Source organism: Kitasatospora sp. NPDC088134 (assembly GCF_044741705.1).
Classification (GTDB): Bacteria; Actinomycetota; Actinomycetes; order Streptomycetales; family Streptomycetaceae; genus Kitasatospora.
In genome coordinates this window covers 44,426-70,656 of the sequence record NZ_JBIUTD010000026.1, presented here as the reverse complement: position 1 = coordinate 70,656, position 26,231 = coordinate 44,426, and the positions used below count along the sequence as shown (strand labels likewise).

Sequence of the window (26,231 nt, the reverse complement as noted above, 5' to 3'; positions counted from 1 at the left end):
GGTCGGGTTGGGAGGCCACCGGCGGACCGGCCGACTCCCGGCTCACCAGTCAGCCGACCGCGGACGGCCGGGTCGAGGTGTTCGCCCTCAACGGCACCACGGCGCAGCACATTTGGCAGACCGGCGTGAACGCCCCGTACGGTCAGTGGGAGACCTTCGGCGGGGGCGGCACGGAGGTGGTCGCCACCGCCAACGCGGACGGCCGGATCGAGGTCTTCGGGACCAGTAGTGCCGGGGTCCACCACAAGTGGCAGACCGGCTTCGCCACCTGGTCCGACTGGGCCTGGCTCAACACCACCGCCGGACCCGGCGTCGGCTGACCGGACCGGCAAACCCTCTGGAGCGCAGCCATGTCCCCGATCAGCAGGCGCGGCCTGCTGCGGGCGGCCGGAGCGGGAGCACTCGTGCTCCCGCTCCGGGGCCGTACCGCCACCGCCACCGCCGACGTCGCCGAGTCCCACCTGTGGGTCGGAGCCGGCCCGTTCGGCCAGGTCTACGACCCGTCCACCGAGCGCCGCCGCTACCTCAACGACCACACGCTGGTCCGGGCCGGCGGGCGCTGGCACCTGTTCGGCATCGTCGGCGACAGCGCGCCGCCCGGGCAGGCCCCCGACAGTTCCGCCGAGGTGTCGTTCGCGCACGCCTCGGCACCCGACCCGGCCGGCCCGTGGACCGGGCACCCGGACGCATTGACGGTCGACCCCTCGTACTTCGGGGAGGAGCACCTGTGGGCCCCGCACGTCGTCGAGTCGGACGGCGTCCACTGGATGTTCTACGCGGCGGGCGGGCGCGCCGGGGCGGCGATCAACGCCGCCACCTCCACCGACCTGTTCTCCTGGACCCGGCTGCCGTCCGGGCCGCTGTTCCGCGGCAACGCCGCCCGCGACCCGATGGTGCTGCGGATCGGTGCCGAGTGGGTGATGTACTACACCGAACTGTCCGCCGCCGACGGCCGGCACCAGGTCTGCTACCGGCGCTCCGCCGACCTGCTGAACTGGGGCGCCCCCGGCGTCGCCTTCGCCGACCAGGCCACTGCCGCGGACGGCGTGTCGGTCACCGAGTCGCCGTTCGTGGTGGCCCGGGACGGCTGGTACTACCTGTTCCTCGGACCGCGGAACGGGTACGAGGGCACCGACGTGCTCGCCTCCCGGGACCCGTTCCGCTTCACCCTCGACGGCTACGCGGGCCACGTGCCGGGCCACGCGGTGGAGGCGGTCACCGACGGGCAGCAGTGGTGGGCGAGCGCCGCCGGCTGGTTCCGGCACGGCCTGTACCTGGCCCCGCTGAGCTGGCAGTCCGCCCCGCCGCCCTGGCAGAGCCCGGACAACCCGGTCGCCGCCCTGGACGCGCGGGGCCTGCTGAACGTCTTCGCGCTCGACGCGGCCGACCGGTCGATGCTGTGCCGGGTCCAGCTCGACCCGGCCGCCGACACCTGGTCCGACTGGGAGGTGTTCGGCGGCCCGGCCGGCGCGGTGCCCGTGCTGGGCCGCGACACCGACGGCCGGCTGGAGGTGTTCTCGCTCGCCCCCGGCGGCGTCGGCCTCGACCACCGCGTCCAGCGGGCGGACGGCTCCTGGTCCGACTGGGAGGTGTTCGGCGGCCCGGCCGGCGCCGCCCCCGCCGTCGCCCGGAACGCCGACGGGCGGCTGGAGGTGTTCGCGTCCGCGCCCGGCGGCGCCCTGGTCGCCCGCCGCCGCCAGCGCTCGCCCGGCTCGGCCGCCTGGGAGGACTGGGACGCGGGATTCGGTGGCCCGGTGGGCGCACCGCCGGTGGTCGCCGTCAACGCCGACGGCCGACTGGAGGTGTTCGTGCTGGCACCCGGCGGCGCGGCGCTCCTGCACCGCTGGCAGACCTCGCCCGGCGGCGCCTGGTCCGACTGGGAGCGCTTCGGCACGCCCGCCGGCGGCGCGCCGCGGGTGGCCCGGGACGGCACCGGCCGACTGAACGTCACCGCGATCGCCCCGTCCGGCACGGCGGCCTTCCAGCGCCGCCAGTCGGTGCCCGGCGGGGGCTGGGGCGACTGGCAGCCGCTGCTCGGCTGGTCCACCGCCGCCCCGCTGGCGGTCGCCGGGGCGGACGGCCGGCTGGAGGCGTTCACCCTCGCCCCCGGTGGCGAACGGCTGTCCCACCGCTGGCAGTTGGCGCCCGCAGGGGCCTGGGCGCCGGACGGGGTACTGGGCGAGGACTTCGGCGAAACCGGTCCGGCATCGGCCGCCCCGGCGTTGGCTGCTCCGCCCACGGCCGCGGCCGACCCGACCGGGCGGCTGCACGTCTTCGCGGTGGCTGCGGACGGCCGACTGCGCACCCGGGTCCAGGACCGGCCCGGCGGCGGTTGGCGGCCGTGGACCGCCTTCGGCGACCGCCGGGTGGCGCCGCTGCCCACGGGGACGCCACTGCCCTGACCGCCGCGCCGCCCACCTCGTCATGTGACTTACGCCACACGGCAATTGTCATGCTCAAAGAGGTAGCGTTCGTCCGTCGGGCAACGGTCGGGACGGGGGAGCGGTGCGGCGCGGTACGGGGGAACGGTGAGCAGGATCGTCGTCCACCTGCCGGAGGGGAACGGCGAGGACGCCGTGACCCTGCGGCTCGGTCCTGGAGAACGGGCACGCTTCGGCCGCGGTTCGGCCGGCACGCCGGTGGAGCTCCGGCTCGGCGACGAGACGGTCTCCCGGCTGGCCGGGGAGATCCACGCGACCGACGACCACTGGCAGTTGAGCAACTTCGGCAACACCCACGCCTACCTGGTGGAGAACCCGGAGGGCGCCGGTGAGTACCTGCGGGTGCCGCCGCGGCGGGTCGGCGCGCCGATCCCGTTCGAGATCTCCCGGGTGGTGCTGCCCTCGCGGCGCGAAACCCCGCTCTCCTTCCAGGTGTTCGCGCCCGACCACGTCTACCTGGACCCGCACACCCGCGGCGGCTCCGGGGCGAGCCGCACCATGACGGCGTACTCGATGGACGAGACCGCCACCTACTTCCTGGTCCTGGTCGCGCTCTGCGAACCCTGGCTGCGCGACCGCTCGCCCGCCGCCGTGCCCACCACCCCCCAGGTGGTCGCGCGGCTGCACGGCCACCCCGCCTGCGCCCGGCTCACCGCCCGCGCGGTCAGCTCGCACCTCGACTACCTCGCCGACGAGAAGCTCCGCATCGAGCTGCCCGAGGCCGGGCCCCGGGCGGACCGCCGCCACGGCAAGCGCGAGGCCGTGGTCGGCCTCGCCCTGAAGTTCGGCATCGTCCGCGAGGAGCACCTCGCGCTCCTGCCGCCCCCCGAGCCCGCCGGGCCCGGACGGTAGGGCGGCGTGCCGATGGTGCCCGACCCGACCTTCGGCGAGGACCGCGAGGACCTGCTGCCGCCCGGCCACCGGATCGGCGGATGGACCGTCACCGAGCCCATCGGCGAAGGCGGTTGGGCGATCGTCTACGCCGCCCGTCGGGCCGAGGAGGCCACCGGTCCGGGCGGCGAGGGCGATCCGGTGGCCCTGAAGGTGCTGCCGACCGCCGGACTCGCCCCCCGCCAGGCCCGCCAGGTCGCCGAAACCGCCCGGCGCGAAGCCGAGTTGGCCCGCACCGCGCCGCACCCCCGGCTGATCCGGCTGCTCGACACCTTCGTCCTGACCGCCCCCGAGCACCCGCAGCTCGACGGCTCGATCGTCCTGGTCATGGAACGCGCCCGCGGCACCCTGCGCGACCTGCTCGGCACCGGCCTGGACGAGGAGCGGGGCGGCCGGATCGTGGCCGGCATCTGCGAGGGCCTGGCCCACCTGCACCGCTCCGGCTGGGCCCACGGCGACCTCAAGCCCGAGAACATCCTGATCGGCGCGGACGGCGAGGTCCGCCTCTCCGACTTCGGCCTCGCCACCGAACTCACCGGCACCCATGGCTACTCCGCCCCGCTGGGCACCCCCGACTACCTCCCGCCGGAACGCTGGAAGGAACCGCTCGGCGAGCACGGCGTCAAGGTCCGGGCGACCGCCGACATCTGGGCGCTCGGCATCGTGATCCACGAGGTGTTCGCCGCGGGCGTCCCACCCTTCCCCGGCGCCACCTCCACCGCCCGCAGCGCCGCCGCCCAGCAGTACGCCGAAGGCCGCGCCGCCCTGCGGCTGGACCCCGGCATCCCCCCGTTCTGGCGCGCCCTGGCCGCGGACTGCCTCGCCACCACCCACGCCGCCCGCGCCCCGCACAGCGCCGAGAGCCTGCTGGCCCGCATCCGCGCCCACCGGTCCGGCCGCCGCTGTCCACGGCTCCGCCCCGCGCTGCTGCTCGCCGCCTGCACTGTCGCCGTCGTCGCGGTCGCCGCCACCGCGACCGCCGTCCGGTCGCACCCGGGCCCGCCCGCGCAGACCGGCCGCCTGCACGTCTTCAACGCCGAACGCGGCTGCCAGGACCGGACGGACCGCGACCCCCGGTGCAGCCTCGGCCTCGCCGTCGACCCCAAGCGCCCCTACACCGCCGAGAACGTCATCTCCACCCGCGTCTGGCACGGGGACGTCCTCGACGCCGACTGCCAGCTCGGCGCCGGTCTCCCCGTCATCAACGAGGAGGATGTCGCCTCCACCCTCTGGTACCGCATCCGCCTCCCCGACGCCACCACCGGCTGGCTCCCCGCCGTCCGCACCAAGGACCGCCCCGCCCTCCCCGACTGCCACTGACCGGCGGGCCGGGACGCCGGTCCGGCGGACGGCCTCCCGGCGGCAGCGCCTGCACCGCCCCCGCGGTGCACGTCGACCACCCGATCGCCTTCCGCTGCTCCCCGGAAGGGCCGAGGACGGCCGGTCGAGGCGGGAGCCGAGGCCGCCCTCCGGGCCCGGGGCGAACACCTCGGCGACGGTCTGCCGGAGCACGCTCACCGGCAGCGGTCGGGGCGGGCGCTCCCGGTCGAGCCGGAACCCGCCCTCGGGCGGCAGCCCGTCCGGCGCCTCGCGCGCCAGGCGCAGAGCGAGGTCGTACAGCGCGGACGCACCGCGCCCGGGAGCGGCGCTCACCGGAGGAAGAGGGACTCGATTCGTTCGGTCATGCGCGCAGTCTGACGGCCTACCGGCCTGCTGTCGAAGGGGTTTCGGCCCATCGGACCGGTCGGGGGCACGCGCCGATCATGCGGCGGACGGGAGGCAGCGGGGACGGGGCGAGGCGGGGCGGACGGGGGCGCGGCCGGAAGGGGTGGGACGACGGGGCAAGGCAGGTGCGCCGTGTGTGGATGAGGGCAGGTCGTGCGCGCGGGGACGGCTTCGCCCGGTCCGGGTGGGTGGATGCCAGCGGCGAGATGCGGGGTGGGACGACGGTGTGCGGAGTGCCGCGTTCTCGGGATGGAGAGGGCCGCACTTGCGGGGACGGGGACGGAGGCGGCCGCAGTGGGACGCGGGGTGAGCGGTGAGCGGCGCGTTTCCGGGCATGGAGAAGGCCGCACCCGTGGGGCGGGTGCGGCCGAGGCGGTACGGGGCGAGCGGCGGGTGTGCGGGGGAGGCCGTACCTGCGGGGGCGGGGGCCGTCAGCGGGGGGTCGGGAGCACGTCGCGGGTCAGGGCGGCGGCGCCGACCAGGCCGGCGTCGGTGCCGAGGTGGGCGGGGACGAGGCGGAGGTCGCGGGTGAAGGAGAGGGTGGCGTAGGAGGCGAGGTGCCGGGCCAGGGGGTCGAAGAGGACGGGGCCGGCCTTGGCCACGCCGCCGCCGACGACGGCGGCGTCGAGTTCGACCAGGGTGGCGGTGGCGGCGATGCCGGCCGCGAGGGCCTGGGCGGCTCGGTCGAAGGCGGCCAGGGCGGGCGGGTGGCCGGCCCGGGCGGCGGTGGCGACGGCGCCGGCGGTGGTGTCGCCGTCGGGGCCGGGGCGCCAGCCGAGTTCGGCGGCGGTGCGGGCGATCGCGGTGCCGGAGGCGAGTCCTTCGACGCAGCCGCGCGAGCCGCAGGGGCAGGGGCGGCCCCGGTAGTCGACGCTGATGTGGCCGAGGTGTCCGGCGTTGCCGGTGGGGCCGGTGTGCAGGGCGCCGTCGAGGATCAGGCCGGCGCCGACGCCGGTGGAGACCACCAGGCACAGGGCGTTGCGGTAGGGGCGGGCGGCGCCGCGCCAGTGCTCGGCGGCGGCCATGGCCACGGCGTCGCCGCCGAGCCGGACCGGGAGGCCGCGGACGGCGGGGTGTTCGGCGGCCTCCGCGCGCAACGGGAAGTCGCGCCAGCCGGGGAGGTTGACGGGGCTGACGGTGCCGGCGGCGATGTCGACGGGGCCGGCGCTGCCGATGCCGAGGGCGCCGACCCGGGGCCACGCGGGGAGGCGGGCCAGGTCGTCGAGGACGTGGTCGACGGCGGCCATCAGCTCGTGCCGGTCGCCGTCGGCGGGGGTGCGGACCTGGAGCTGGTGCAGCAGGGTGCCCGCGCCGTCGACCAGACCACCCGCGATCTTGGTGCCGCCGATGTCGAGGGCCGCGATCAGCGGGCCGGGGGCGGTCGGGAGGGCGGCGTCCCGGGGGACGGACCCGAGGGGTTCGGCGCTGAAGGCGGTACCGGCCGTGTCGTAACTCATCGTGACGTCTCCGCAGGTGTGGCAGGGGAGCGCCACGGTGCTCGGACAGGGCGCTGCCGGGTCGTACCCGGTGATTCTGACTCGCTCTGACAACGTTGTCCAGCGCAGGCCGGTCGCGGTCCGATAACGAGCCTGATCCGCTCTCAAGTTAAGCAAACGTTTAGTAAATCGAGCCTTTTTCGGCAACAAAACTCGTGTATATCAATGTTGACCGCTCTATGGACATGGCCAGGATGTGACGTCTACGTTAAGCGTCCAACAGCCGGGCCGGCCGAATGCGGCCGTGGGCTGTCGCCTACCCGTGTCAGTCAGACGATCACCGAAGATCAGTTCGAAGGATGAGCGAGATGCGCAGAGGATGGGCGGCCCTCTCGGCCGCGACCCTTGTGGTGCTCACGGCCTGTAGTGGCAGCGGTGGCGGGAGCTCCTCCTCCGCCGTCCCCACCGTCAACGCGGACCCCACCAAGGTGTCGGGCAGCGTCACCGTGCTGACGAACCGCACGGACCAGCTGGGCAACGGCACGCTGGACAAGTACGTCGCCGAGTTCAACAAGACCTACCCGAACGTCAAGGTGAAGTTCGAGGGGATGAAGGACTACGAGGGCGAAGTCAAGATCCGCATGAACACCGAGAACTACGGTGACGTGCTGCCGATCCCCTCGGACCTGTCGGTCACCCGGTTCCCCACCTTCTTCGCCCCGCTGGGCAGTTCGGCCGAGCTGTCGAAGCAGTACCAGTGGACCGACTACGCGACGGTCTCGGACAAGGTCTACGGCATCGCCAACTACGGCACCGTCACCGGCTTCGTCTACAACAAGAAGGTCTGGGCGGACGCCGGCGTCACCGCGTGGCCGAAGACCCCCGAGGAGTTCCTCGCCGACCTGAAGGCGATCAGGGCCAAGGGCCAGGCGACCCCGTACTACACCAACTACCACGACAGTTGGCCGCTCACCCAGTGGACCAGCGCGATCGGCGCGCCCAGTTGCAACGAGGGCGCCAAGGACGCGATGGCCACCACCGCGACCCCGTGGACTGCGGGCAGCGACGTCTTCACCGTCGACAGCCTGCTGTACTCGGCCGTCCACCAGAAGCTCACCGAGGACGACCCGACCACCACCAACTGGGACAACTCCAAGACCCTGCTGGCCACCGGCAAGGTCGGCTCGATGTACCTGGGCTCCTGGTCGATCTCGCAGATGCGCGACGCCGCCACCGCGGCCGGCGCGAACCCGGACGACATCGGCTACATGCCGTTCCCGTCCACCGGCGGCAAGCTCTGCACCGTGCTGCAGCCGGACTACAAGTACGGCATCAACAAGCACTCCAAGAACCAGGAGGCGGCCCGCGCCTGGCTGGACTGGTACATCAACAAGTCCGGCGCCGCCCAGGCCGAGCAGGGCATCTCCTCGGTCAGGGGCACCCCGATGCCGAGCGCGCTGAAGGAGTTCGGCGACCAGGGCGTCCAGCTGATCGGCCAGAAGCAGGAGAAGCTCGCCACGGTCAAGAAGATCGACAAGGGCGCGGAGATCAACCTGGACGCCCCCGACTACCGGCAGAAGCTCGTCGACATCGCCCGCGGCGCGGCCCCCGGCGACCAGAACGGCTACTTCGCCGAGCTGAACAAGAAGTGGTCCGAGTCGCAGAAGACGGTCGGCTGACCCACCGGACCGGGCGGCCCGCCCCGCAGCCCCGTAGCCCCGACGCGTCGGGGGCCGGGCGGGGCCGCCCACCGGGTGCCAGGACCTACGAAGGAACGAAGATGACTGCACTGCAGAGGGGCCGGGGCACCGGAAAGCCCCCCGCACGGAACGCCGTTGCCCTGGACGTGGGGGGCCCGAACACCGCCCGCGCCCCCCGGCGCAAGGGGGTCCGCCGGCACTGGTGGTTCACCCCGTGGCTGTACCTGCTGGTACCGCTCGCGCTGCTGGTGACCTTCACCTACCTGCCGATCGGCGACATGATCGGCTACAGCTTCACCGACTGGGACGGCATCAGCCCGGAGCGGAACAACGTCGGTCTCAAGAACTACACCGACCTGTTCACCCGCCCCGAACTGTTCAAGGTGTTCCTGGTCAGCGGCGTCTACCTGCTCGCCGCCGTGGTGCAGATCTGCCTGGCGCTGTACTTCGCCACCGTGCTCAGCTTCCACACGAAGTTCCGGAACCTCTTCAAGGGCATCCTGTTCTTCCCCTACCTGATCAACGGCGTGGCGATCGGCTTCGTCTTCCTGTACTTCTTCCAGCCGCACGGCACCCTCGACTCGCTGCTCCAACTCGTCGGCGTCGACGGCACGTTCCTCTGGATGGGCGACCCCGACCTGGTCAACAAGTCGCTGGCCGGCGTCTCGGTGTGGCGCTACACCGGCCTCAACCTGGTGCTGTTCCTCGGCGCGATCCAGTCCATCCCGCCGCACCTGTACGAGGCCGCCGCGCTGGACGGCGCCAACCGCTGGCAGCAGTTCCGGCACATCATCGCGCCCGGCATCAAGCCGGTGATCAGCCTCAGCGCGATCCTCGCGGTCTCCGGCTCGCTGGCCGTCTTCGAGATCCCGTACATCATGACCGGCGGCGCCAACGGCTCGCAGACCTTCGTCATCCAGAGCATCAACATGGCCTTCAAGTTCGACAAGTTCGGCCTCGCCTCGGCCGGCGCCGTCGTACTGATCGTCCTGATCCTGATCGTCACCTGGGTCCAGCGCCGCTTGGTGCCGGAGGAGAGGGTGGAACTGTCGTGACCACCGCCGTGAACCACCACCGCCGCCGTTTCCACGCCCGCGGCGCCGCCGCCTCCGGCGCCAAGTACCTGTCGCTGGTGCTGGCCAGCGCCGTCGTGCTGGTCCCGCTGGTGGTCATCCTGTTCACCTCGCTCAAGACCCGCCGGGAGGCGCAGACCACCGGGCCGCTCGACCTGCCCGGCGACTGGCTCAACCTGGAGAACTTCCGGATCGCCTTCACCCAGGGCAGGATGCTGCCCGCGTTCCTGAACACCTCGATCATCCTGGTGGTCTCGGTGGCCGGGACGGTGCTGATCGGCTCGATGACCGCCTACGCCATCGACCGCTTCGACTTCCGGCTGAAGAAGCTGGTGATGGCGCTGTTCCTGCTGGCCAGCCTCGTCCCCAGCGTCACCACTCAGGTCGCCACCTTCCGGATCGTCAACGACCTGGGCGCGTTCAACACCCGATGGGGACCGATCCTGCTGTACCTCGGCACCGACATCATCTCGATCTACATTTTCCTGCAGTTCATCCGCTCCATCCCGGTCTCGCTGGACGAGGCGGCCCGGCTGGACGGCGCCAACAGCTTCACCGTCTACCGGCGGATCATCCTGCCGCTGCTGAAGCCGGCCATTGCCACCGTGGTGATCGTCAAGGGCGTCACCGTCTACAACGACTTCTTCATCCCGTTCCTCTACATGCCCGCCAGCGACCTCGGCACCATCTCCACCTCGCTGTTCCGCTTCCAGGGCCCGTTCGGCGTCAACTGGGAGATCATCTCGGCCGGCACCATCCTGGTCATCCTGCCCACCCTGGTCGTCTTCCTCGCCCTGCAGCGCCTGATCTACGCCGGCTTCGCCGCCGGTTCCGGCAAGTGACGGGCACCGCCCGATGGCGCCGCACCTGCGCCGCGACGCCACCGGGGCGGAGGGCCGGACGATGAGCGGCCGGACGACGAACGGGCGGGTGACCATCCGTGAGGTGGCCGCTCTCGCCGGGGTCTCCGCCGGGGCCGTCTCGCTGGCCCTCAACGACCGGCCCGGCGTCTCCGGCCCCACCCGGGAGCGGATCAGGGCCGCCGCCGAGGAACTCGGCTGGGTGCCCAGCCAGGCCGCCCGCAGCCTGGCCCGGCTCGCCCCCGGCAGCGAGACCGTCGGCCTGGTCATCACTCGTCCGGCCCGCCAACTCGGCCTGGAACCCTTCTACATGGAGTTCATCTCCGGTATCCAGAGCGTCCTGGAGGAACGCTCCGCCACCCTGCTGCTGCGCCTGGTGCCGGACCGCGAGCAGGAGATCGCGGTGCACCGCACCTGGTGGCGCACCCGCCGGGTCAGCGGCTCCGTGCTGGTCGACCTCACCGAGGCCGACCCGCGGATTCCGGCCCTCGCCGCGCTCGGCCTGCCCGCCGTCGCGGCCGGTCACCCCGGCCTGGTCGGCGGCCGCCTCGCCGCCGTCTGGACCGACGACTCGGCCGCCGTCGAGGACGCCGTCCGCTACCTGGCGATGCTCGGCCACCGCCGGATCGCCCGGGTCGGCGGCGATCCCGGCCTCGGCCACACCGCGATCCGCACCCGGGCGCTGGCCGCCGTCGCCGGACAGCTCGGACTGGAGCCGCCGCGCAGCGTCCCCACCGACTTCTCCGGCCGGGCCGGCGCCCGCGCCACCCGGATGCTGCTGGCCTCCGCGAACCGCCCCACCGCGATCATCTACGACAACGACATCATGGCCGTCGCCGGGATCTCGGTCGCCGCCGAGTTCGGCCTCCGGGTGCCCGCCGACCTGTCGCTGATCGCCTGGGACGACTCCCAGCTCTGCCGGCTCACCCACCCGGCGCTGTCCGCGATGAGCCACGACGTGCCCGGCTACGGCGCGCTGGTCGCCCGCACCCTGTTCGACGTCGTCGAGCACCGCGGCGCCGCCGCCGGACCGGCCCCGACGCCCGTGCTGATCCCGCGCGGCAGCAGCGCCCCGCCGACCCGCTGAACGCCGGCGACCCGCTGAGTCCGGCCGGCCCGCCGGCCCTCCGGGTTCGACCGGGCCGCCGGGCGCCGTACGCGGAAGAGCCGCCGCGGGCCGGCGATCCGCCGCGCGCCACCCCAAGACTCCCGGCCCGTCCCCGACTCCTTCCGAGGGTAAGGAAGTTCGGGGCCGGGCCGGGCCACCCGCCACCGGAGCCCCGATGACCGCCGACCTGCTCGCCACCACCGTCCGCCCGTACGCCTGGGGCTCGACCACCGCCATCGCCGACCTCATCGGCTGCCCGCCCGGCGGCGGACCCGAGGCCGAGCTCTGGATGGGCGCCCACCCCGGCGCCCCGTCCCGGATCGACCGGGGCCGCGGCGCCGAACCCCTCGACGCCGTCATCGCCCGCGACCCGGAACGGGAGCTCGGCGCCCGGGTGCTGGACCGCTTCGGACCGCAACTGCCGTTCCTGCTCAAGGTGCTGGCCGCCGAGCGCGCGCTCTCCGTGCAGGTCCACCCCAGCGCCGCGCAGGCCGCGGCCGGGTACGCCGCCGAGGACGCCGCCGGCATCCCGCTCGACGCCCCGCAGCGGATCTACCGCGACCGCAGCCACAAGCCCGAACTGATCTGCGCCCTCGGCGAGTTCGACGCCCTGTGCGGCTTCCGCGACCCGCGTGCCAGCGCCGACCTGTGGGCCCGTACCGGCCTCGCTGTGCTCGACCCCTGGATCGAGGAGCTGCGCACCGCCCCCGCCGGGACGGCCCTGCGCACCGTGCTGACCGCCGCACTCACCGAGGATCGCCCGCGCGGCGAGCGGGCCGCCGCCGAACTCCCGCGCGTACTCGCCGAACTGGCCGCCGGGGGCGGCCCCGACGCCGCCACCTGGGCCGCCTACCGGGACGCCGCCCACGACCACCCCGGCGACCCCGGGCTGCTCGCCGCGATGCTGCTCCACCACGTCCGGCTGGGCGCCGGCCAGGCCCTGTACCTGGAGGCCGGAGTCCCGCACGCCTACCTGCGCGGCCTCGGCGTCGAGATCATGGCCAGCTCCGACAACGTGCTGCGCTGCGGCCTCACCCCCAAGCACGTCGACACCGCCGCCCTCGCCGGGGCGGTCGACTTCCGGCCCACCGCCCCACAGCGCGCGCCCGCCGTCCCCGTCGGCCCCGGTGAACTCGAATTCCTCACCACGGCAGCGGAGTTCAGCCTCTCTCGGATCGACCCCGCCGGCCTTGACGCCCCCGTCGAACTCGCCGACGACGGCCCGCAGATCCTGCTGTGCGTGCGCGGCACCGCCCGCCTCGACGGCGGCCCGGCCCTCGGCCCCGGCGCGTCCGCCTACCTGCCCGCCGCGGGCGGCCCGGTCCGGCTGTCCGGCGACGCCACCGTGTTCCGCGCCAAGGTCCCGCAACCGCACTGAACCCCCTTGCCCCGCACGGCAGTCGGCAGACTTCACGGCCCCCAGGCGCCACCCCACCCCACCCCACCGCATGTTCCGGAGGACGCACGTGAACGACCGGCCCCGCACCACCAGCCGCCGCACCCTGCTGGGTGCCGCCGCCCTCGGCCTCACCGCCGTCCCGCTGCTCGGCGGCACCGCCGTCGCCGACAACGCCGGGGAGGATCAGGGGAACCAGGACCGCCGGGGCGGCGGCAAGCGCCCCTACGTCACCGCCAGAGGCGGCGAACTGCGCCTGGACGGAAGGAAGTTCCGGTTCGGCGGCACCAACTGCTACTACCTGCACCAGCAGTCCCACTACATGATCGACGCGGTGCTGAACGACGCCGCCGCGATGGGACTGACCGTGGTCCGCGCCTGGGCGTTCGCCGACGGCGACGGCCACTCCCACCGCGCCCTGCAACCCAAGCCGTTCAGCTACGACGAGGCCGCCTTCGACAGCCTCGACCACGCCGTCCACAAAGCCGGGCAGCTCGGCCTGCGCCTCGTCCTGCCGCTGGTCAACAACTGGCCCGACTACGGCGGCATGCAGCAGTACGTGTCCTGGTTCCTCGGCCTGCCCGACGACTCCTACGGCGACGGCGTCCACCACGACAGGTTCTACACCGACCCCGACTGCCGCAAGGCGTACCGGGCCTGGGCCAAGCACGTGATCCAGCGCCGCAACCGCTACACCGGCCTGCGCTACCACGAGGACCCCACCGTGATGGCCTGGGAACTCGCCAACGAACCGCGCTGCCGCAGCGACAAGTCCGGTGCCACGCTGCTCGGCTGGGCCCGCGAGATGAGCGCCTACGTCAAGTCGCTGGCCCCCCGCCAGCTGCTCGCCGTCGGCGACGAGGGCTTCTACGGCCGGGCGGACGAGGCCGACTACCCCTACTCGAACTACGAGGGCTGTGACTGGCCGAAGCTCACCGCGCTGCCCGCCGTCGACTACGGCACCGTCCACGTCTACCCGCAGAACTGGGGCGAGACCAGCGCCGGCAAGCCCGGCATCAACGCCACCGACTGGGGTACCCGGTGGATCGAGGACCACGTCGCCGATGGCCGCACGCTCGGCAAGCCGGTCGTCGTCGAGGAGTTCGGCCTGCAGATCGACGCCGGCCGGGACATCGCCGACACCGCCGCCCGGGACGCCGCCTACCGGGCCTGGACCGGCGCCGCGCTCGCCGCCGGCGCCGCCGGCGACCAGTTCTGGCTGCTCACCTCCCGGGTGGACGACGGCTCCTTCTACCCCGACTACGACGGACACCGCATCATGTGGAACAACGACCCGGCCAACCCGACCCGCACCACCGCCCAGCTGTTCGCCGCCCACGCCGCCGCGATGGCCGCGGCGGGCTGACCTCCGACCCCTCGACCCCCGACCCCTCGACCCCCGGCCCCCGACACCTTCGAACCCCCGCCGCCCGGTGACCGTCCACCCCGGGCGGCGGGTCCGCGCCAGAGGAGCCCCGCATGCCCGTCACCGTCCTCTTCCAGGGCGACAGCATCACCGACGCCGCCCGCGACCGGGACCGCCCCGACGACCTCGGCCACGGCTACGCCGCGTTCGCCGCCGCCGGACTCGCCGACGGCCGCACCGCGCTCAACCGCGGCACGGCCGGCGACCGGATCGTCGACCTGCGCGCCCGCTGGGACGCCGACACCCTCGCCCACCGCCCCGCCCTGGTCTCGGTGCTGATCGGCGTCAACGACACCTGGCGCCACTACGACAGCGGCCTGCCCAGCCCCGCCGACACCTGGGAGAAGGAGTACGACGACCTGCTGGTCCGCCTGCGCGCGCACTGCGCGCCCCGGCTGGTCCTGATCGAGCCCTTCCTGGTCCCCGTCACCGCCGAGCAGTGGACCTGGCGCGAGGACCTCGACCCCCGCATCCACGCCGTCCGCCGCCTCGCCGCCCAGCACGGCGCCCTGCTGCTCGCCGCCGACGGCCTGCTCAACCAGGCCGCCCGCACCGCCGGCGACCCCGCCCTGATCGCCGCCGACGGCGTCCACCCCACCGAACTCGGGCACCGCCTGCTCGCCGACGCCTGGCTCCAGCTGGTCCGCGAGGCCGCCGACCCCGGCACCGCTGCCTTCGTCCGACCGGCGGACCGTGCCCCGGAAGGCGCTTCGGAAGGCGCCTCGGAAGGCGCGTCCGGGGGCGCTCCCGGGGGCGCCGCGTTCCGGCCGCGCGGCCGGTAGCGGACGAGCCGGACCCGTCCGGGCCGGCAGCAGCCGTACCCGCACTATCCTCCCTGACATGACCAGCAGCCCCGCCAGCAGCCCGCGCACCGGCGCCCGCCCGACCATGAAGGACGTCGCGGCGGCCGCCGGCGTCGGGCTGAAGACCGTCTCCCGGGTGGTCAACGGCGAGAGCGGCGTCACCCCCGAGATGGCCGCCCGGGTGCGCACCGCGATCGAGGCGCTCGGGTTCCGGCGCAACGACAGCGCGCGGCTGCTGCGCACCGGCCGCACCGCCAGCGTCGCCCTGCTGCTGGAGGACATCAGCGACCCGTTCTCCTCCGCGCTGTCCCGGGCCGTCGAACAGGTCGCCGCCACCGAGGGCTGCCTGCTGTTCACCGGCTCCAGCGGCGAGGACCCCTCCCGCGAACGGGAGTTGGCGCTCGCGTTCTGCGCCCGCCGGGTCGACGGCCTGGTCGTCGTCCCGGCCGGCGACGACCACCGCTACCTGCTGCCCGAGATCGAGTCCGGGACGCCCGTGGTCTTCCTCGACCGCCCCGGCACCGACATCGCCGCCGACGCCGTGCTCAGCGACAACGCGGGCGGCGCCCGGGCCGGCACCGCCCACCTGATCGCGCACGGCCACCGCCGGATCGGCTACATCGGCGACCTGCCCACCATCCACACCGCCGCCGAACGCGCCCGCGGCCACCGCGAGGCGCTGGCCGCCGCCGGCCTCCCCGTCGACGAACGACTGATCGACTGCGGCCCCACCGACCGGGCCCGGGTCGCCGCCGCCGTCCGCCGCCTCACCACCGGCCCCGACGCCGTCACCGCCCTGTTCGCCGCCAACAACCGGATCACCCTGGCCGCCCTGCACCACCTCCCCGCCACCGGCCGCCCCGCCGTCGTCGGCTTCGACGACCTCGAACTCGCCGACCTGCTCACCCCCGCGCTCACCGTCGTCGCCCAGGACCCCACCGCGCTCGGCGCCCTCGCCGCCCGCCGCCTCTTCGACCGCCTGGCCGGCGACACCGCACCCCCCGCCCGCCTGGAGATCCCCACCCTGCTGATCCCGCGCGGCTCCGGCGAGACGCCCCCGCCGCACCGGAACTGACGGTCCGTCAGCTCGCCAGCAGGCTCAGCCAGTAGCGCTGATCCGCGCCGATCCGGTGCTCCGGCAGGCCGTCCAGCCACGCCAGCACCGCGGGGCCGACCGGCAGTCGGCGCTCGTAGCCGAAACGCAGGTCGGGCAGCCGGCCGTAGGACAGCCAGCCGTCCAGGACGTCGGCGAGGTGCCGGTCCGCCGCCGGGGAACGGGTCTCCGCCCACACCCGCAGCCACGGCTCCACCGAGCCCGTCGCCAGCGCCAACGTCTCCAGCACCTCCGCCACGCCCGGCGCGCTCCCCACCGCCGACTCCAGCGCCACCGGCCACCAGGCGTCCAGCACCTCCGCGACCAGCTCGGCCCGGTGCCACTCCCGCCAGCCCGCCACGGCCAGCCGGTCCCCGACCAGCGCGCCGTCCACCCCCAGCCGACCCGCCGTCAGCAGCCGCAGGACGCGCGGCGCCACCCGCCGGTACAGGGCCGGGAAGTCGTCCCAGTGCTCCGGACGCTTCGCCGCCACCCGGCACAGCAGCGCCTCGGGCAGCACGTCCGGCGGCCCGGCGAGCGCGGCCAGCTCCTCGGCCGACCAGCAGTGCGGGCAGCCGCCCGGTGGCGGGCCCGGGCGGGCGGTGCGGTCCAGCGCGTCCAGGGCGTCGGACAGGCGTTGCCGCCGCGCCGCCTGACTCGTCGTCATGAGGTCCCTGCCAGGGGGTACTCCGCCGGGGCCGACCCCGCGAAGATGGCGACGCTACCAGGGACTGCCGTGCCACGGGGCGGCGGGGACCTGACAGGATGGGCGGCAAGGACGGAGAGAGGGGCAGTATGCAGCGCCGGGTAACGATCCGGGACGTGGCCGCGCGGGCGGGCGTCTCCGCCGGGGCGGTCTCGCTCGCCCTCAACGACCGGCCCGGCGTCTCCGAGGCCACCCGGCAGCGGATCGTCGACGCCGCCCACGAACTCGGCTGGTCGCCGAACCTCGCCGCCCGCTCGCTCGCCCAGGGCGACCGCGTCCACACCATCGGCATGGCGCTCACCCGGGGCGCGGCCGCCGCCGGGCTCGACCAGATCCAGATGGCGCTGATCGGCGGCATCGAACAGGTCCTCGCCGAACGGCCGTGCGCGCTGCTGCTGCACACCGTCCCCGACCGGGACGCCGAGATCGCGCTCTACCGGCAGTGGTGGCAGTCCGGCCGGGTCAACGGCTCCGTCCTGGTCGGCGTGGTCGCCGACGACCCCCGGCTCGAACCCGTCCACAAGCTCGGCATGCCCGCCGTCGCGGTCAGCCAGCCCGCGCTCTCCGGCCCGTTCCCGGCGGTCTGGACGGACGACGCCACCGCGATCACCGAGGCCGTCCGCTACCTCGCCCTGCTCGGGCACCGCCGGATCGCGCACGTCACCGGCCCCGAGACGCTCGGCCGCACCCTGCTGCGCGACGAAGCCTTCACCGCCACCGTCGCCGAACTCCCCGCCGTCACCGCCCGCACCCTCCCCACCGACCTCTCCGCCCACGCCGGCGCCCGCGCCACCCGCACCCTCCTCACCACCGCCGACCGGCCCACCGCGATCGTCTACGACAACGACCTGATGGCCGTCGCGGGCATCGCCGTCGCCGAAGAACTCGGCCTGAGCGTCCCGCAGGACGTCTCCCTGGTCGCCTGGGACGACTCCGACCTCTGCCGCATCACCCGTCCCCAGCTCTCCGCCCTCAGCCACGACCCCTTCGCGGTGGGGGAGGAAGTCGCCCGCTGCTTGCTGGAGTTGCTGGACGAGGGTCGGGCGCCGTCGCGTCCGGCGGGGACGCCGGTGCTGGTGCCGCGGGGGACGACGGGGGCTGCGCCGCGATAGGGGAAGCGCGGAAGTCGATTGTGGTGGGGGCGGAGTTGTCGGGCCGGGGGCGGGTGCGTCGGGAGGGTGAAACCGGTGGTGGACTGGAGCGGGGTGCGGTGCGGGTGCGGGGGGTCGGCGGGGCATCTGGGCGAACTGCTCGGGGAGTTGGTGGAGATCGACTCGCCGGAGCGGATGCGGATGCAGGACCCGGCCCCGCACCTGATCGGTGACGGCGCGGGCGCCGTTCCGCCGGTCGCGCCCGCCGCGGTCGGGCTGATGCTCGCGGCCTTGGACGGCGGGGCCCTGCTGCCGCTCGTCCGGAGTCTGTTCCTGCGACTGCTGGCCGAACTCGCCGTCGCCGCACCGGAGTCCGCCGAGTGCCGCGCGCTGCTCCGGGCCGGGGTGCCGGTCCTGCTGCGGGCCGGGCTGGCCGGGACGGCCGAGGACGCCATCCGGGCCGCCGAGGTCTGTGCCGCGTACTGGCCGTCCGGTGACGAACCGGCCTTCGCCGCCTGGGTGTTGCTGGCGGAGCGCGCCGAACGGGGATGACGGGGACGTCAGTTGCGGAGCAGGGCCAAGGACAGGGCGCGGGCCTCGCGGTCGGTGTGGCCGCCGCCGGTGGGGGTCAGGGGGTGGTCGGGGAACAGGCGGTGCGGGGAGAAGGCGAAGGCACGGACGGCGGGGCGGGCCGCGTCGGGGAGTCGGCCGATCGCGGTGAGGGCGCGCAGCGCGTCGAGGCCGAGGTCGTCGGGGCGCAGCAGGCCGGTGAGGACGGGGAGCGCGGCGGTGGCGTCGCCGGTGAGGCGGTGGTGCGCGACCGCGGCGGCCAGCCGGAGGTGGTGGTCACGGGCCGCGAGGAGCGGTTCGACCAGCGGCAGCAGCGGGGCGGCGGCCGGGCCGAGGTGCGCCAACCGGCTTAGTGGGAAGGCGGGGTGGCGGAGGGCGAGGAGTTCGGCGAAGACCGGCAGGGCGTGAGCGGTGTCGCCGGTGAGCCGGTGGTGCGCGGCGGCGGCCGCGGCCCGCAGCGCCTCGTCCGGGCCGGTGGTGGCGCGGTGCAGCAGGGCCAGGACCTCGGGGGTGGGGCGGCCGGTGCGGCCGAGTTCGCGGGCGGCCTCGACGGCGGCCCGGCCCTCGCGCAGGCAGGCGGCCAGTTCGGGGACGGCCCCGCCGCCGACCGCGCCGAGCGCCCCGAGGAGCGTCCTGGTGCGGAACGGGTCGGCGCAGTCGGCGAGTTGGCGCAGGACCAGCGGGCGGACGGCCTCGGCGGGCAGCAACCGGGCGGCCTCGGCGAGGAGTTCGGGTGCGGGCCGGACGGCCAGCAGGGGGAGGGCGCGGGTGTCGCGGGCCCGGACCAGGCCGAGCAGGGCGGTGTCGTCGCCGGTGGCGGCGTGCGCGCACAGGGTGTCGCGGAGGCGGGCGTCCGGTGCGGGCAGGTGGTCGATCCAGTGCGTGAGGACGCGCAGTTGGACGGACGGGTCCTCGGCGTGGTGCGGGAGCGCGGCGTGCACCAGGTCGAGGACTTCGGCCTCGCGGTCGCGCCAGGTCTGCACGACCGCCTCGGCTAGCCAACTGCCGTGGGTGCCGCGGTCGCCGTCGGCGATCCAGCGGGCGGCGACGGTCAGCGCGGCGTCCGGGTCCCGCTCCAGCAGGTCGGTGCGGTGCTGCTCGGCGGAGCCGGTGTTGGGCCAGAGCATCTCCGGTGCGGCATCCGGCCCTTCGGCGGCGAGCACGGCGACGGCCCCGGCCGGGTACGGCGGCCCGTGCCGTTCGGCGGTCAGCAGGGCGGAGACGGCGCGGACCGGGGCGAGCGGGTGGTCCGCCGGCACGGGCAGGGGCCGGCCGAGCCGGTCGAGCAGCACCAGGGCGTCCGCCCGGACCTCTGCCGCCGGGTCCGTGGCGTACAAGTCGGTTGCCCGTACGGCGTATTCGGCGCGCTCCGGCTCGGGCAGCAGGTCGGCGACGGCGGCCACCACCCGCAGCGCGGCCTGCCGGACCTCGACCTCCGGGTCGTCCAGGCAGGGCAGCAACTCGGGCAGCGCCCGGCACAGTTCGCGGCACACGGCGGCGGTGTCGCTCGCCGCCCAGTGCCGGGATTCGAGGAACTCGGCATCGTGATCGGCCATCAGGAACAGCAGCACCAGCAGGTGGTCGCGCCGCAGCGGGGCGTGCCGGGCGGCGTGCGCGAGGAACGGCACCGCGGCTGCGGACGCCGGGTAGACGCTGCCCTGGTGGCAGATCGCGCTCACCAGCTCGTAGCGGACCTCCTCGACGGCCGCCGGCTCCGTCCCGTACAGGCCCCGGATCAGCTCCGGCAGGTCGTCCGCCGCCCCGTACGCGTGCGTCAGGGCACCCCAGTCGACCCCGTCGAGTGCGTCGGGGGACTTCATCCGCTGCTCCGTGCTGTGTCGTGATCCGTCCTGGCCCGTCGAGGCTACCGGGGCCGCCGGACAGCACGGGAAGCCGGTGGACGGCGAGGCCCCCGGAACTGTTCCCCGCCGGGCCGGGTCGCTTCGCCGGATCACCTGGTGGTGGGTCAGGAAGCGCCCTACGATCGGGCGTTGGCGTACGGACCGACGTGCGCGGAGAGGACGGTGCGCCATGGTCACGGAGGTGTTCCGTTTCCAGGAGTTGCGGCCGCAGGACCCGGAGCAGCTGGGACGGTTCCGGGTGGCGGCGCGGCTCGGCGAGGGCGGGATGGGCCGGGTCTTCCTCGCGCTCTCGCCCGGCGGGCAGTTCGCCGCCGTCAAGGTGGTCCGGGAGGAACTGGCCAGGGACGCCGAGTTCGGGGACCGGTTCGCCCGCGAGATCGCCGCCGCGCAGAAGGTCCGGGGCGCGCACCTCGCGCCGCTGCTGGACGCCGACCCGCACGGCGGACAGCCGTGGCTGGCCACCGCGTACGTGGCCGGGCCCTCGCTGCACGACCTGGTGGTCCGGAACGGCCCGCTGCCGACCGGGCAGGTGCTCCTGCTCGGCTGGGGCATCGCGCACGCCCTGGGCGACATCCACGCCGCGCAGGTCGTGCACCGCGACCTCAAGCCCGCCAACATCGTGCTGGACGAGAGCGGACCCAAGGTCATCGACTTCGGCATTGTCAAGTCGCTCACCGAGTCCGCCGTCCAGCACAGCCAGTCGACCCGGGTCGGCACCCCCGCGTACATGTCGCCCGAGCAGGCGACCGGCCGCACCGTCGGCCCCGCCTCCGACGTGTTCGCGCTCGCCTCGACCCTGTACCGGCTGGCCACCGGACGCGACGCCTTCGCTGCGGAGAACCAGTGGGCCGTCGCGCACCGGATCGTCGCCGACGACCCCGACCTGGCCGACCTCGACGCGCCGCTGCGCGCTCTGCTCGCCGACTGCTTCGCCAAGGACCCCGGGCACCGGCCCACCCCGGCCGAGGTCCGGGCCCGCTGCGAGGAACTGCTCGGTGGCCCGCCCGGGCCCGGCGCCTGGATGGACGTCACCGGCGGGCTGACGGCCGTGCAGGAACGCACCGCCGCGCTGCGCGCGCTCGTCATCGGAGCCGACGGTGAAGAGGACGAAGAGGATGAGGAGTACGAGGAGTACGGCGGGCAGGGCGCAGAGGAGGCGGAAGCGGAGAGCGGGGCGCCGGTGACCGGCTCGACGGTGCTGCTGCCCCGGCCGGCCGGCACCCGGCCGATGGACGCCCGGCCGCCGAAGGCCCCGAACGGCGGCAGGTGGTCCGCCGCGCTCGCCCGGTTCGACGTCGAGGATCCGGTGGCGGTGGTGGCGTTCACCGGGTTGGTGGGGCCGCTCGTTGCGGCGCTGGTTCCGTTCATGACCGAGCGGTGGCGGGTCCGGAAGACCGGGCATGAGGTGGGCGCGGTGACCGAGTCCTTCGACTGGCACCACCCGTGGCAGGCCGTCTCCAGCGGTGTCCAGGGAGTGTCCACCGACTCGGTCGTGGTCGGAGCAGGGGTCATCGGCACCGCGCTGGCGGCGCTGCTGCTCCTGATCGGGCTGCGGACCGCTCCCCGGCACCCGGTGCTGCGGGGCGTCCGCACGGTGGGGGCCCTGTTGCTCACGGTGTGGTTCGCCGCGGTGCTCCTCGTCGGCGGCATGCTGCTGGTGATGACCTGCGGCCTCTGGACCACTGACGACAATCCGCTCTACGAGGTGCGCTCGACGCTGCAAGGAGGCGGCACGCTGATCCTGATGGTCAACCTGCTGCTGTTCCTCAACCGCCGCGCGGCTCCCGCGAAGCGCCCCGTCTGACCGTCAGTTCACGGGCGGGGGTGCGGCCGTGGAGCCGCGCGGGGTGAGTTGGGGGGCCAGGTCCTCGTAGCCGTCGGCGGGGCGGCCCGCGATCAGGTCGAGCAGGGTGCGGGCGGCGTGCGCGCCGTAGGCGTGGATGTCGCGGGTGAGGGCGGTCAGCGGGGGGCGGACCACCTGGACCAGCGGGGAGTCGTCCCAGGCGACCAGGGAGAGGTCGCGGGGGACGGAGAGGCCGAGTTCCTGGGCGACGGACAGGCCGGCGACGGCGGTGATGTCGTTGTCGTAGAGGATCGCGGTCGGGCGGACGGGGGAGAGCAGCAGGCGGCGGGTGGCGCGGGCGCCCTCCTCGCCGGTGTAGTCGGTGTGCGCGGTGGGCAGCGCGTCCAGGCCGAGGTCGGCGCAGGCGGCGGCGAACGCCTCGTCGCGGATCGCGGTGTGCACCAGCCCCGTGAGCCCCGCCACCCGGGCGACCCGGCGGTGGCCGAGCGCGGCCAGGTACTCCATGGTCTCGCGGACGGCGGCGGCGTCGTCCGACCAGACCGGGGTGAGCCGCCCGGAACCGGAGGGGTGGCCGATGACCACGGTCGGCAGGCCCATCTCCTCCAGGGCCGGGACCCGGGCGTCGTCGCGGCGCAGGTCGACCAGGATCGCGCCGTCGATGTGCCGTTCGCCCCACCAGCGGCGGTACGCCTCCAGGCCGCGCTCGTGGTCGGAGACGACCTGCAGGGCGAGTGAGTAGGAGGCGTCGGAGAGCACCTTCTCGATGCCGCCGATCAGCTCCATGAAGAACGGTTCGGTGCCCAGCATCCGGGCCGGCCGGCAGAGCGCCAGGCCGACGGCGGCGGCCTTGGCGCCGCTGAGCGCGCGGGCCGCGCTGTTGCGGACGAAGCCCAACTCCTCGGCGACGGCGGCGATCTTGGCGCGGGTGGCGTCGGAGACGCCGGGTTGACCGTTCAAGGCGTTGGAGACGGAGACCTTGGACACGCCCACGATCTTGGCGATGTCGGCGATGGTCGGCCGCTTCGCCGGCGGGCTCTGCTGCTGGGACACCTGCTCCACGGGACCTTTCGGACGGTACGTCGACTGTCCGGCCGGGGTGCGAACGCGGGGCGCGGACCTGCTGTGCCCTCTCAAGCTACTACGCGCACCCCCTCCGCTGTAGCCCGGCGCCACCTCCGGGAAGAGTTCTGCAACGAACGGTTAACCAGCAGGTGGGAAGGATATCGGGTCGCTCTTACGGCCCTTCTTGCCTAATCGGTTAACCAGCCGATCGGGCGGACGCTCGGGCCCTCGGGCCCGCCGCCACCCGGACTCACCCCCACCGCCGTCCTGCTCGCCGCCGCGCTCACTGCCACGCGACCGCTCCGCTCAAGGGGCTGGTGGCGGGCATCGCCCCGACCTCGGTACCGCTGCCGGGCGAGGCGCAGCAGGTTGTCGGCGACTGAACCCCGGCCTCGTCGCGAGGCTTGTGAACCGGTAAATCTCAAACTCCGTCCAGCCTGCCCGGAAAACGGCGGGGCAGCAGTGTCGTTTCCGGTTCAGGCCCAGCATGCAGCCGGAGTTGACGGCCATTGAAACCCATCAAGGCACCCACATAACCGGTTTATGGACAGCGCTGCTCCGGCGGGTTACGGTTCTGCTCGCGCCGCTTGCCCGACCACCGGTCCGGCCGACTTCACCGAGGAGCCGCACGCATGAAGGACACCACCCCGCTCGACCAGGGCTGGAGCCTGCACCACGACGGGGACCGGCTGCCCGCCACCGTGCCCGGCTGCGTCCACACCGACCTGCTGGACGCCGGACTGATCCCCGACCCGTTCCTCGACGCCAACGAGACCGAGGTGGCCTGGGTCGGCCGCCGCGACTGGACCTACACCCTCGACCTGCCCGCGCACGGCAGCGGCCACGAGCGCACCGACCTGGTCTTCGACGGCCTCGACACCGCCGCCACCGTCACCCTCGGCGGCACCGAACTGGGCAGCACCCGCAACATGCACCGCCGCTACCGCTTCGACGCCACCGGGCTGACCGGCGAGCTGAAGGTCGAGTTCACCAGCGCCTACACCGAGGCCGAGCGGGTCCGCACCCTGGTCGGTGACCGTCCGAACGTCTACCCCGAACCGTTCCAGTACATCCGCAAGATGGCCAGCTCCTTCGGCTGGGACTGGGGCCCGACCCTGCCCACCGCCGGCATCTGGAAGCCCGCCCGCCTGGAGCACTGGTCCACCGCCCGGCTCGCCGAGGTCCGCCCGCTGGTGACCGTCGACGGCGGCACCGGCCGGGTCGAGGTGCACGTCACCGTCGAGCGCACCGCCACCGGCGCCGGCCGCCCGCTCACCGTCCGCGCCACCGTCGCCGGCGGCGCCACCGGCACCGAGGTCGTGGCCGAGGCCGAGGCCGTGCTCGACGGCGACACCGGCGTGCTCACCCTGGCGGCCGCCGACGTCGCCCTCTGGTGGCCGCGCGGCTACGGCGCACAGCCCCGCTACGACCTCGCCCTCACCCTCGCCGACGGCGGCGAACCGCTCGACACCTGGCAGCGCCGGATCGGCTTCCGCACCGTCGAACTGCGCCGCACCCCCGACGCCACCGGCACCCCCTTCACGCTGGCCGTCAACGGCGAGCCGATCTTCGTCCGGGGCGCCAACTGGATCCCCGACGACACCCTGATCACCCGGGTCACCCCCGCCCGCTACCGCCACCGCCTGCGGCAGGCCGCCGATGCCAACCTCGACCTGATCCGGGTCTGGGGCGGCGGCATCTACGAGCAGGAGGCGTTCTACGACACCTGCGACGAACTCGGCCTGCTGGTCTGGCAGGACTTCCCGTTCGCCTGCTCCGCCTACCCCGAGGAGCAGCCGCTGCGCGGCGAGGTCGAGGCCGAGGCCCGCGACAACGTGGTCCGCCTGATGCCGCACCCCTCGCTGGTGCTGTGGAACGGCAACAACGAGAACCTGTGGGGCTTCCGGGACTGGGGCTGGGAGGAGGAACTGCGCACCGGCTCCGCGGGGGCCGACTCCTGGGGCGAGGGCTACTACCTCGGCGTGCTGCCCCGGATCGTCGCCGAACTCGACCCCACCCGCCCGTACGCGGCCGGCAGCCCCTGGTCCGGCAGTTGGGACCACCACCCCAACGACGTCGACCACGGCACCCACCACTCCTGGGAGGTGTGGAACCGCCAGGACTTCGCCGAGTACCGGGCCTCGGTGCCCCGCTTCGTCGCCGAGTTCGGCTGGCAGGCCCCGCCCGCGTACGCCACGCTGCGCCGCGCCCTGCCGACCGAGGACCTGGCCGCCGACTCGCCCGGCATGCTGCACCACCAGAAGGCCGAGGACGGCAACGGCAAGCTGAACCGCGGCGTCGCCCGGCACTTCGAACTCCCCACCGGAGCCGCTGACTTCGACCGCTGGCACTACCTCACCCAGCTGATCCAGGCCCGCGCGATCGCCACCGGCATCGAGCACTGGCGCTCGCACTGGCCGCACTGCGCCGGCACCGTGGTCTGGCAGCTCAACGACTGCTGGCCGGTCTCCTCCTGGGCCGCGATCGACGGCGACGGCCGGCTCAAGCCGCTCCACCACGAACTGCGCCGCCTCTACGCCGACCGGCTGCTCACCCTGCAGCCCGCCGATCGCGCCGGCGACCCCCGGATCGCCCTGGTCAACCAGGGCGCCGAGCCCTGGACCACCGCGCTGCGGCTGCGCCGCCTGGACGCCGGCGGCAAGGTGCTCGCCGAGACCGTCGTCGAGCTGACCGCCGAGGCCCGGACGGTCCGTCAACTCCCCGTCCCAGAAGGTCTGTTGCCCGCCGCCGGGAGCGCCGAGGAGTACCTGGTCGCCGACGCGGACGGCCTGCGCGCCGTGCACTTCGCGGTCGCCGACAAGGCGTTCGCCTACCCCCGGCCGGAGTTCGAACTCGCCGTCGAGGAGGCCGGCGACGGCGCGGTCGACGTGGTGGTCACCGCCCGCACCCTGGTCCGCGACCTGCTGCTGCAGGCCGACCGGATCGACCCCGCCGCCACCGCCGACCGGGGCCTGACCACGCTGCTCCCCGGCGAGCGCACCACCATCCGGGTGCACGGCGCCGGCACCCCCACCGCCGCGCAGGTCCGGGCGGCCGTGTTCTGCGTCGAACCGGCGTGAACCCGGCCGCGTGCCAAGCGGGTTGACTCCCGTACCGGGTCCGGGTCCGCCGCTCGGCGGGCCCGGACCGGACGCTCCCGGGTGCGGCCCCGGCCCGGCTGTGC

General features: G+C 74.4%; 19 protein-coding genes and 1 pseudogene. 16 read left to right on the top strand and 4 right to left on the bottom strand.

All coding sequences use genetic code 11. From position 1 onward, the window contains the following. The 4 genes and pseudogenes from ACIOHG_RS30280 to ACIOHG_RS30265 form a co-directional block, all read left to right on the top strand. A pseudogene (locus ACIOHG_RS30280) lies at window positions 1–320 on the top strand (M23 family peptidase); the annotation flags it as partial. A gap of 30 nt (window positions 321–350) precedes the next feature. After that, window positions 351–2,402 (top strand): glycosyl hydrolase family 32, encoded by a 2,052-nt coding sequence (locus tag ACIOHG_RS30275; protein WP_400955317.1) that lies wholly within the window; start codon window positions 351–353, stop codon window positions 2,400–2,402. A 126-nt stretch (window positions 2,403–2,528) separates the two neighbouring features. Further along, window positions 2,529–3,293, top strand: a complete 765-nt coding sequence (locus ACIOHG_RS30270; RefSeq protein ID WP_400955315.1) for a serine/threonine protein kinase — start codon at window positions 2,529–2,531, stop codon at window positions 3,291–3,293. A 12-nt stretch (window positions 3,294–3,305) separates the two neighbouring features. Beyond that, entirely contained in the window at window positions 3,306–4,652 is a 1,347-nt protein-coding gene (locus tag ACIOHG_RS30265; RefSeq protein WP_400955379.1) for a serine/threonine-protein kinase, read from the top strand. 836 nt (window positions 4,653–5,488) lie between these two features. On the opposite strand, the gene ACIOHG_RS30260 is transcribed toward ACIOHG_RS30265, so the two are convergent. Beyond that, on the bottom strand, window positions 5,489–6,514 hold the full coding sequence (locus ACIOHG_RS30260; protein ID WP_400955313.1) for an ROK family protein: 1,026 nt from the start codon (window positions 6,512–6,514) through the stop codon (window positions 5,489–5,491). 347 nt (window positions 6,515–6,861) lie between these two features. Between ACIOHG_RS30260 and ACIOHG_RS30255 the strand changes: the two genes are divergently transcribed. From ACIOHG_RS30255 to ACIOHG_RS30220, 8 genes are all read left to right on the top strand, one after another. Beyond that, a complete protein-coding gene (locus ACIOHG_RS30255; protein WP_400955311.1) occupies window positions 6,862–8,172 on the top strand; it encodes an ABC transporter substrate-binding protein in 1,311 nt (436 codons plus the stop codon). A 101-nt stretch (window positions 8,173–8,273) separates the two neighbouring features. Next, window positions 8,274–9,248 carry a carbohydrate ABC transporter permease gene (locus tag ACIOHG_RS30250; protein WP_400955309.1) on the top strand — a complete coding sequence of 325 codons (975 nt, stop codon included), beginning with the start codon at window positions 8,274–8,276 and terminating at the stop codon, window positions 9,246–9,248. 8 nt (window positions 9,249–9,256) lie between these two features. Continuing rightward, window positions 9,257–10,108 carry a carbohydrate ABC transporter permease gene (locus tag ACIOHG_RS30245; RefSeq protein WP_400955378.1) on the top strand — a complete coding sequence of 284 codons (852 nt, stop codon included), beginning with the start codon at window positions 9,257–9,259 and terminating at the stop codon, window positions 10,106–10,108. Window positions 10,109–10,169: 61 nt separating this feature from the next. Continuing rightward, a complete protein-coding gene (locus ACIOHG_RS30240) occupies window positions 10,170–11,213 on the top strand; it encodes a LacI family DNA-binding transcriptional regulator (protein ID WP_400955376.1) in 1,044 nt (347 codons plus the stop codon). Window positions 11,214–11,409: 196 nt separating this feature from the next. Continuing rightward, the gene (manA, locus tag ACIOHG_RS30235; protein WP_400955307.1) at window positions 11,410–12,612 is read left to right on the top strand and encodes a mannose-6-phosphate isomerase, class I; all 1,203 of its coding nucleotides are present in this window, start codon (window positions 11,410–11,412) and stop codon (window positions 12,610–12,612) included. Between the two features lie 88 nt (window positions 12,613–12,700). After that, window positions 12,701–13,996: a cellulase family glycosylhydrolase gene (locus tag ACIOHG_RS30230; protein ID WP_400955305.1), complete on the top strand. Its 1,296-nt coding sequence runs from the start codon at window positions 12,701–12,703 to the stop codon at window positions 13,994–13,996. Window positions 13,997–14,109: 113 nt separating this feature from the next. Further along, the gene (locus ACIOHG_RS30225; protein ID WP_400955304.1) at window positions 14,110–14,838 is read left to right on the top strand and encodes a GDSL-type esterase/lipase family protein; all 729 of its coding nucleotides are present in this window, start codon (window positions 14,110–14,112) and stop codon (window positions 14,836–14,838) included. A 58-nt stretch (window positions 14,839–14,896) separates the two neighbouring features. Next, window positions 14,897–15,934 carry a LacI family DNA-binding transcriptional regulator gene (locus ACIOHG_RS30220; RefSeq protein WP_400955302.1) on the top strand — a complete coding sequence of 346 codons (1,038 nt, stop codon included), beginning with the start codon at window positions 14,897–14,899 and terminating at the stop codon, window positions 15,932–15,934. A gap of 7 nt (window positions 15,935–15,941) precedes the next feature. On the opposite strand, the gene ACIOHG_RS30215 is transcribed toward ACIOHG_RS30220, so the two are convergent. Next, window positions 15,942–16,619, bottom strand: coding sequence for a hypothetical protein (locus ACIOHG_RS30215; protein ID WP_400955301.1), 678 nt, complete (start codon window positions 16,617–16,619; stop codon window positions 15,942–15,944). A gap of 128 nt (window positions 16,620–16,747) precedes the next feature. On the opposite strand from ACIOHG_RS30215, the gene ACIOHG_RS30210 reads away from it, so the two are divergent. Continuing rightward, on the top strand, window positions 16,748–17,770 hold the full coding sequence (locus ACIOHG_RS30210) for a LacI family DNA-binding transcriptional regulator (RefSeq protein ID WP_400955299.1): 1,023 nt from the start codon (window positions 16,748–16,750) through the stop codon (window positions 17,768–17,770). A 75-nt stretch (window positions 17,771–17,845) separates the two neighbouring features. Then, a complete protein-coding gene (locus ACIOHG_RS30205; protein WP_400955298.1) occupies window positions 17,846–18,301 on the top strand; it encodes a hypothetical protein in 456 nt (151 codons plus the stop codon). Window positions 18,302–18,309: 8 nt separating this feature from the next. Here the strand turns inward: ACIOHG_RS30205 and ACIOHG_RS30200 are convergent, their stop codons facing one another. Beyond that, window positions 18,310–20,139, bottom strand: coding sequence for a hypothetical protein (locus tag ACIOHG_RS30200; RefSeq protein WP_400955295.1), 1,830 nt, complete (start codon window positions 20,137–20,139; stop codon window positions 18,310–18,312). A 211-nt stretch (window positions 20,140–20,350) separates the two neighbouring features. Between ACIOHG_RS30200 and ACIOHG_RS30195 the strand changes: the two genes are divergently transcribed. Beyond that, entirely contained in the window at window positions 20,351–21,985 is a 1,635-nt protein-coding gene (locus ACIOHG_RS30195; RefSeq protein WP_400955293.1) for a serine/threonine-protein kinase, read from the top strand. 3 nt (window positions 21,986–21,988) lie between these two features. Here ACIOHG_RS30195 and ACIOHG_RS30190 read toward each other — a convergent pair whose 3' ends face one another. Then, window positions 21,989–23,044 carry a LacI family DNA-binding transcriptional regulator gene (locus ACIOHG_RS30190; RefSeq protein ID WP_400955290.1) on the bottom strand — a complete coding sequence of 352 codons (1,056 nt, stop codon included), beginning with the start codon at window positions 23,042–23,044 and terminating at the stop codon, window positions 21,989–21,991. Between the two features lie 635 nt (window positions 23,045–23,679). Between ACIOHG_RS30190 and ACIOHG_RS30185 the strand changes: the two genes are divergently transcribed. Then, entirely contained in the window at window positions 23,680–26,127 is a 2,448-nt protein-coding gene (locus ACIOHG_RS30185; protein WP_400955288.1) for a glycoside hydrolase family 2 protein, read from the top strand. Window positions 26,128–26,231 lie beyond the last annotated feature (104 nt).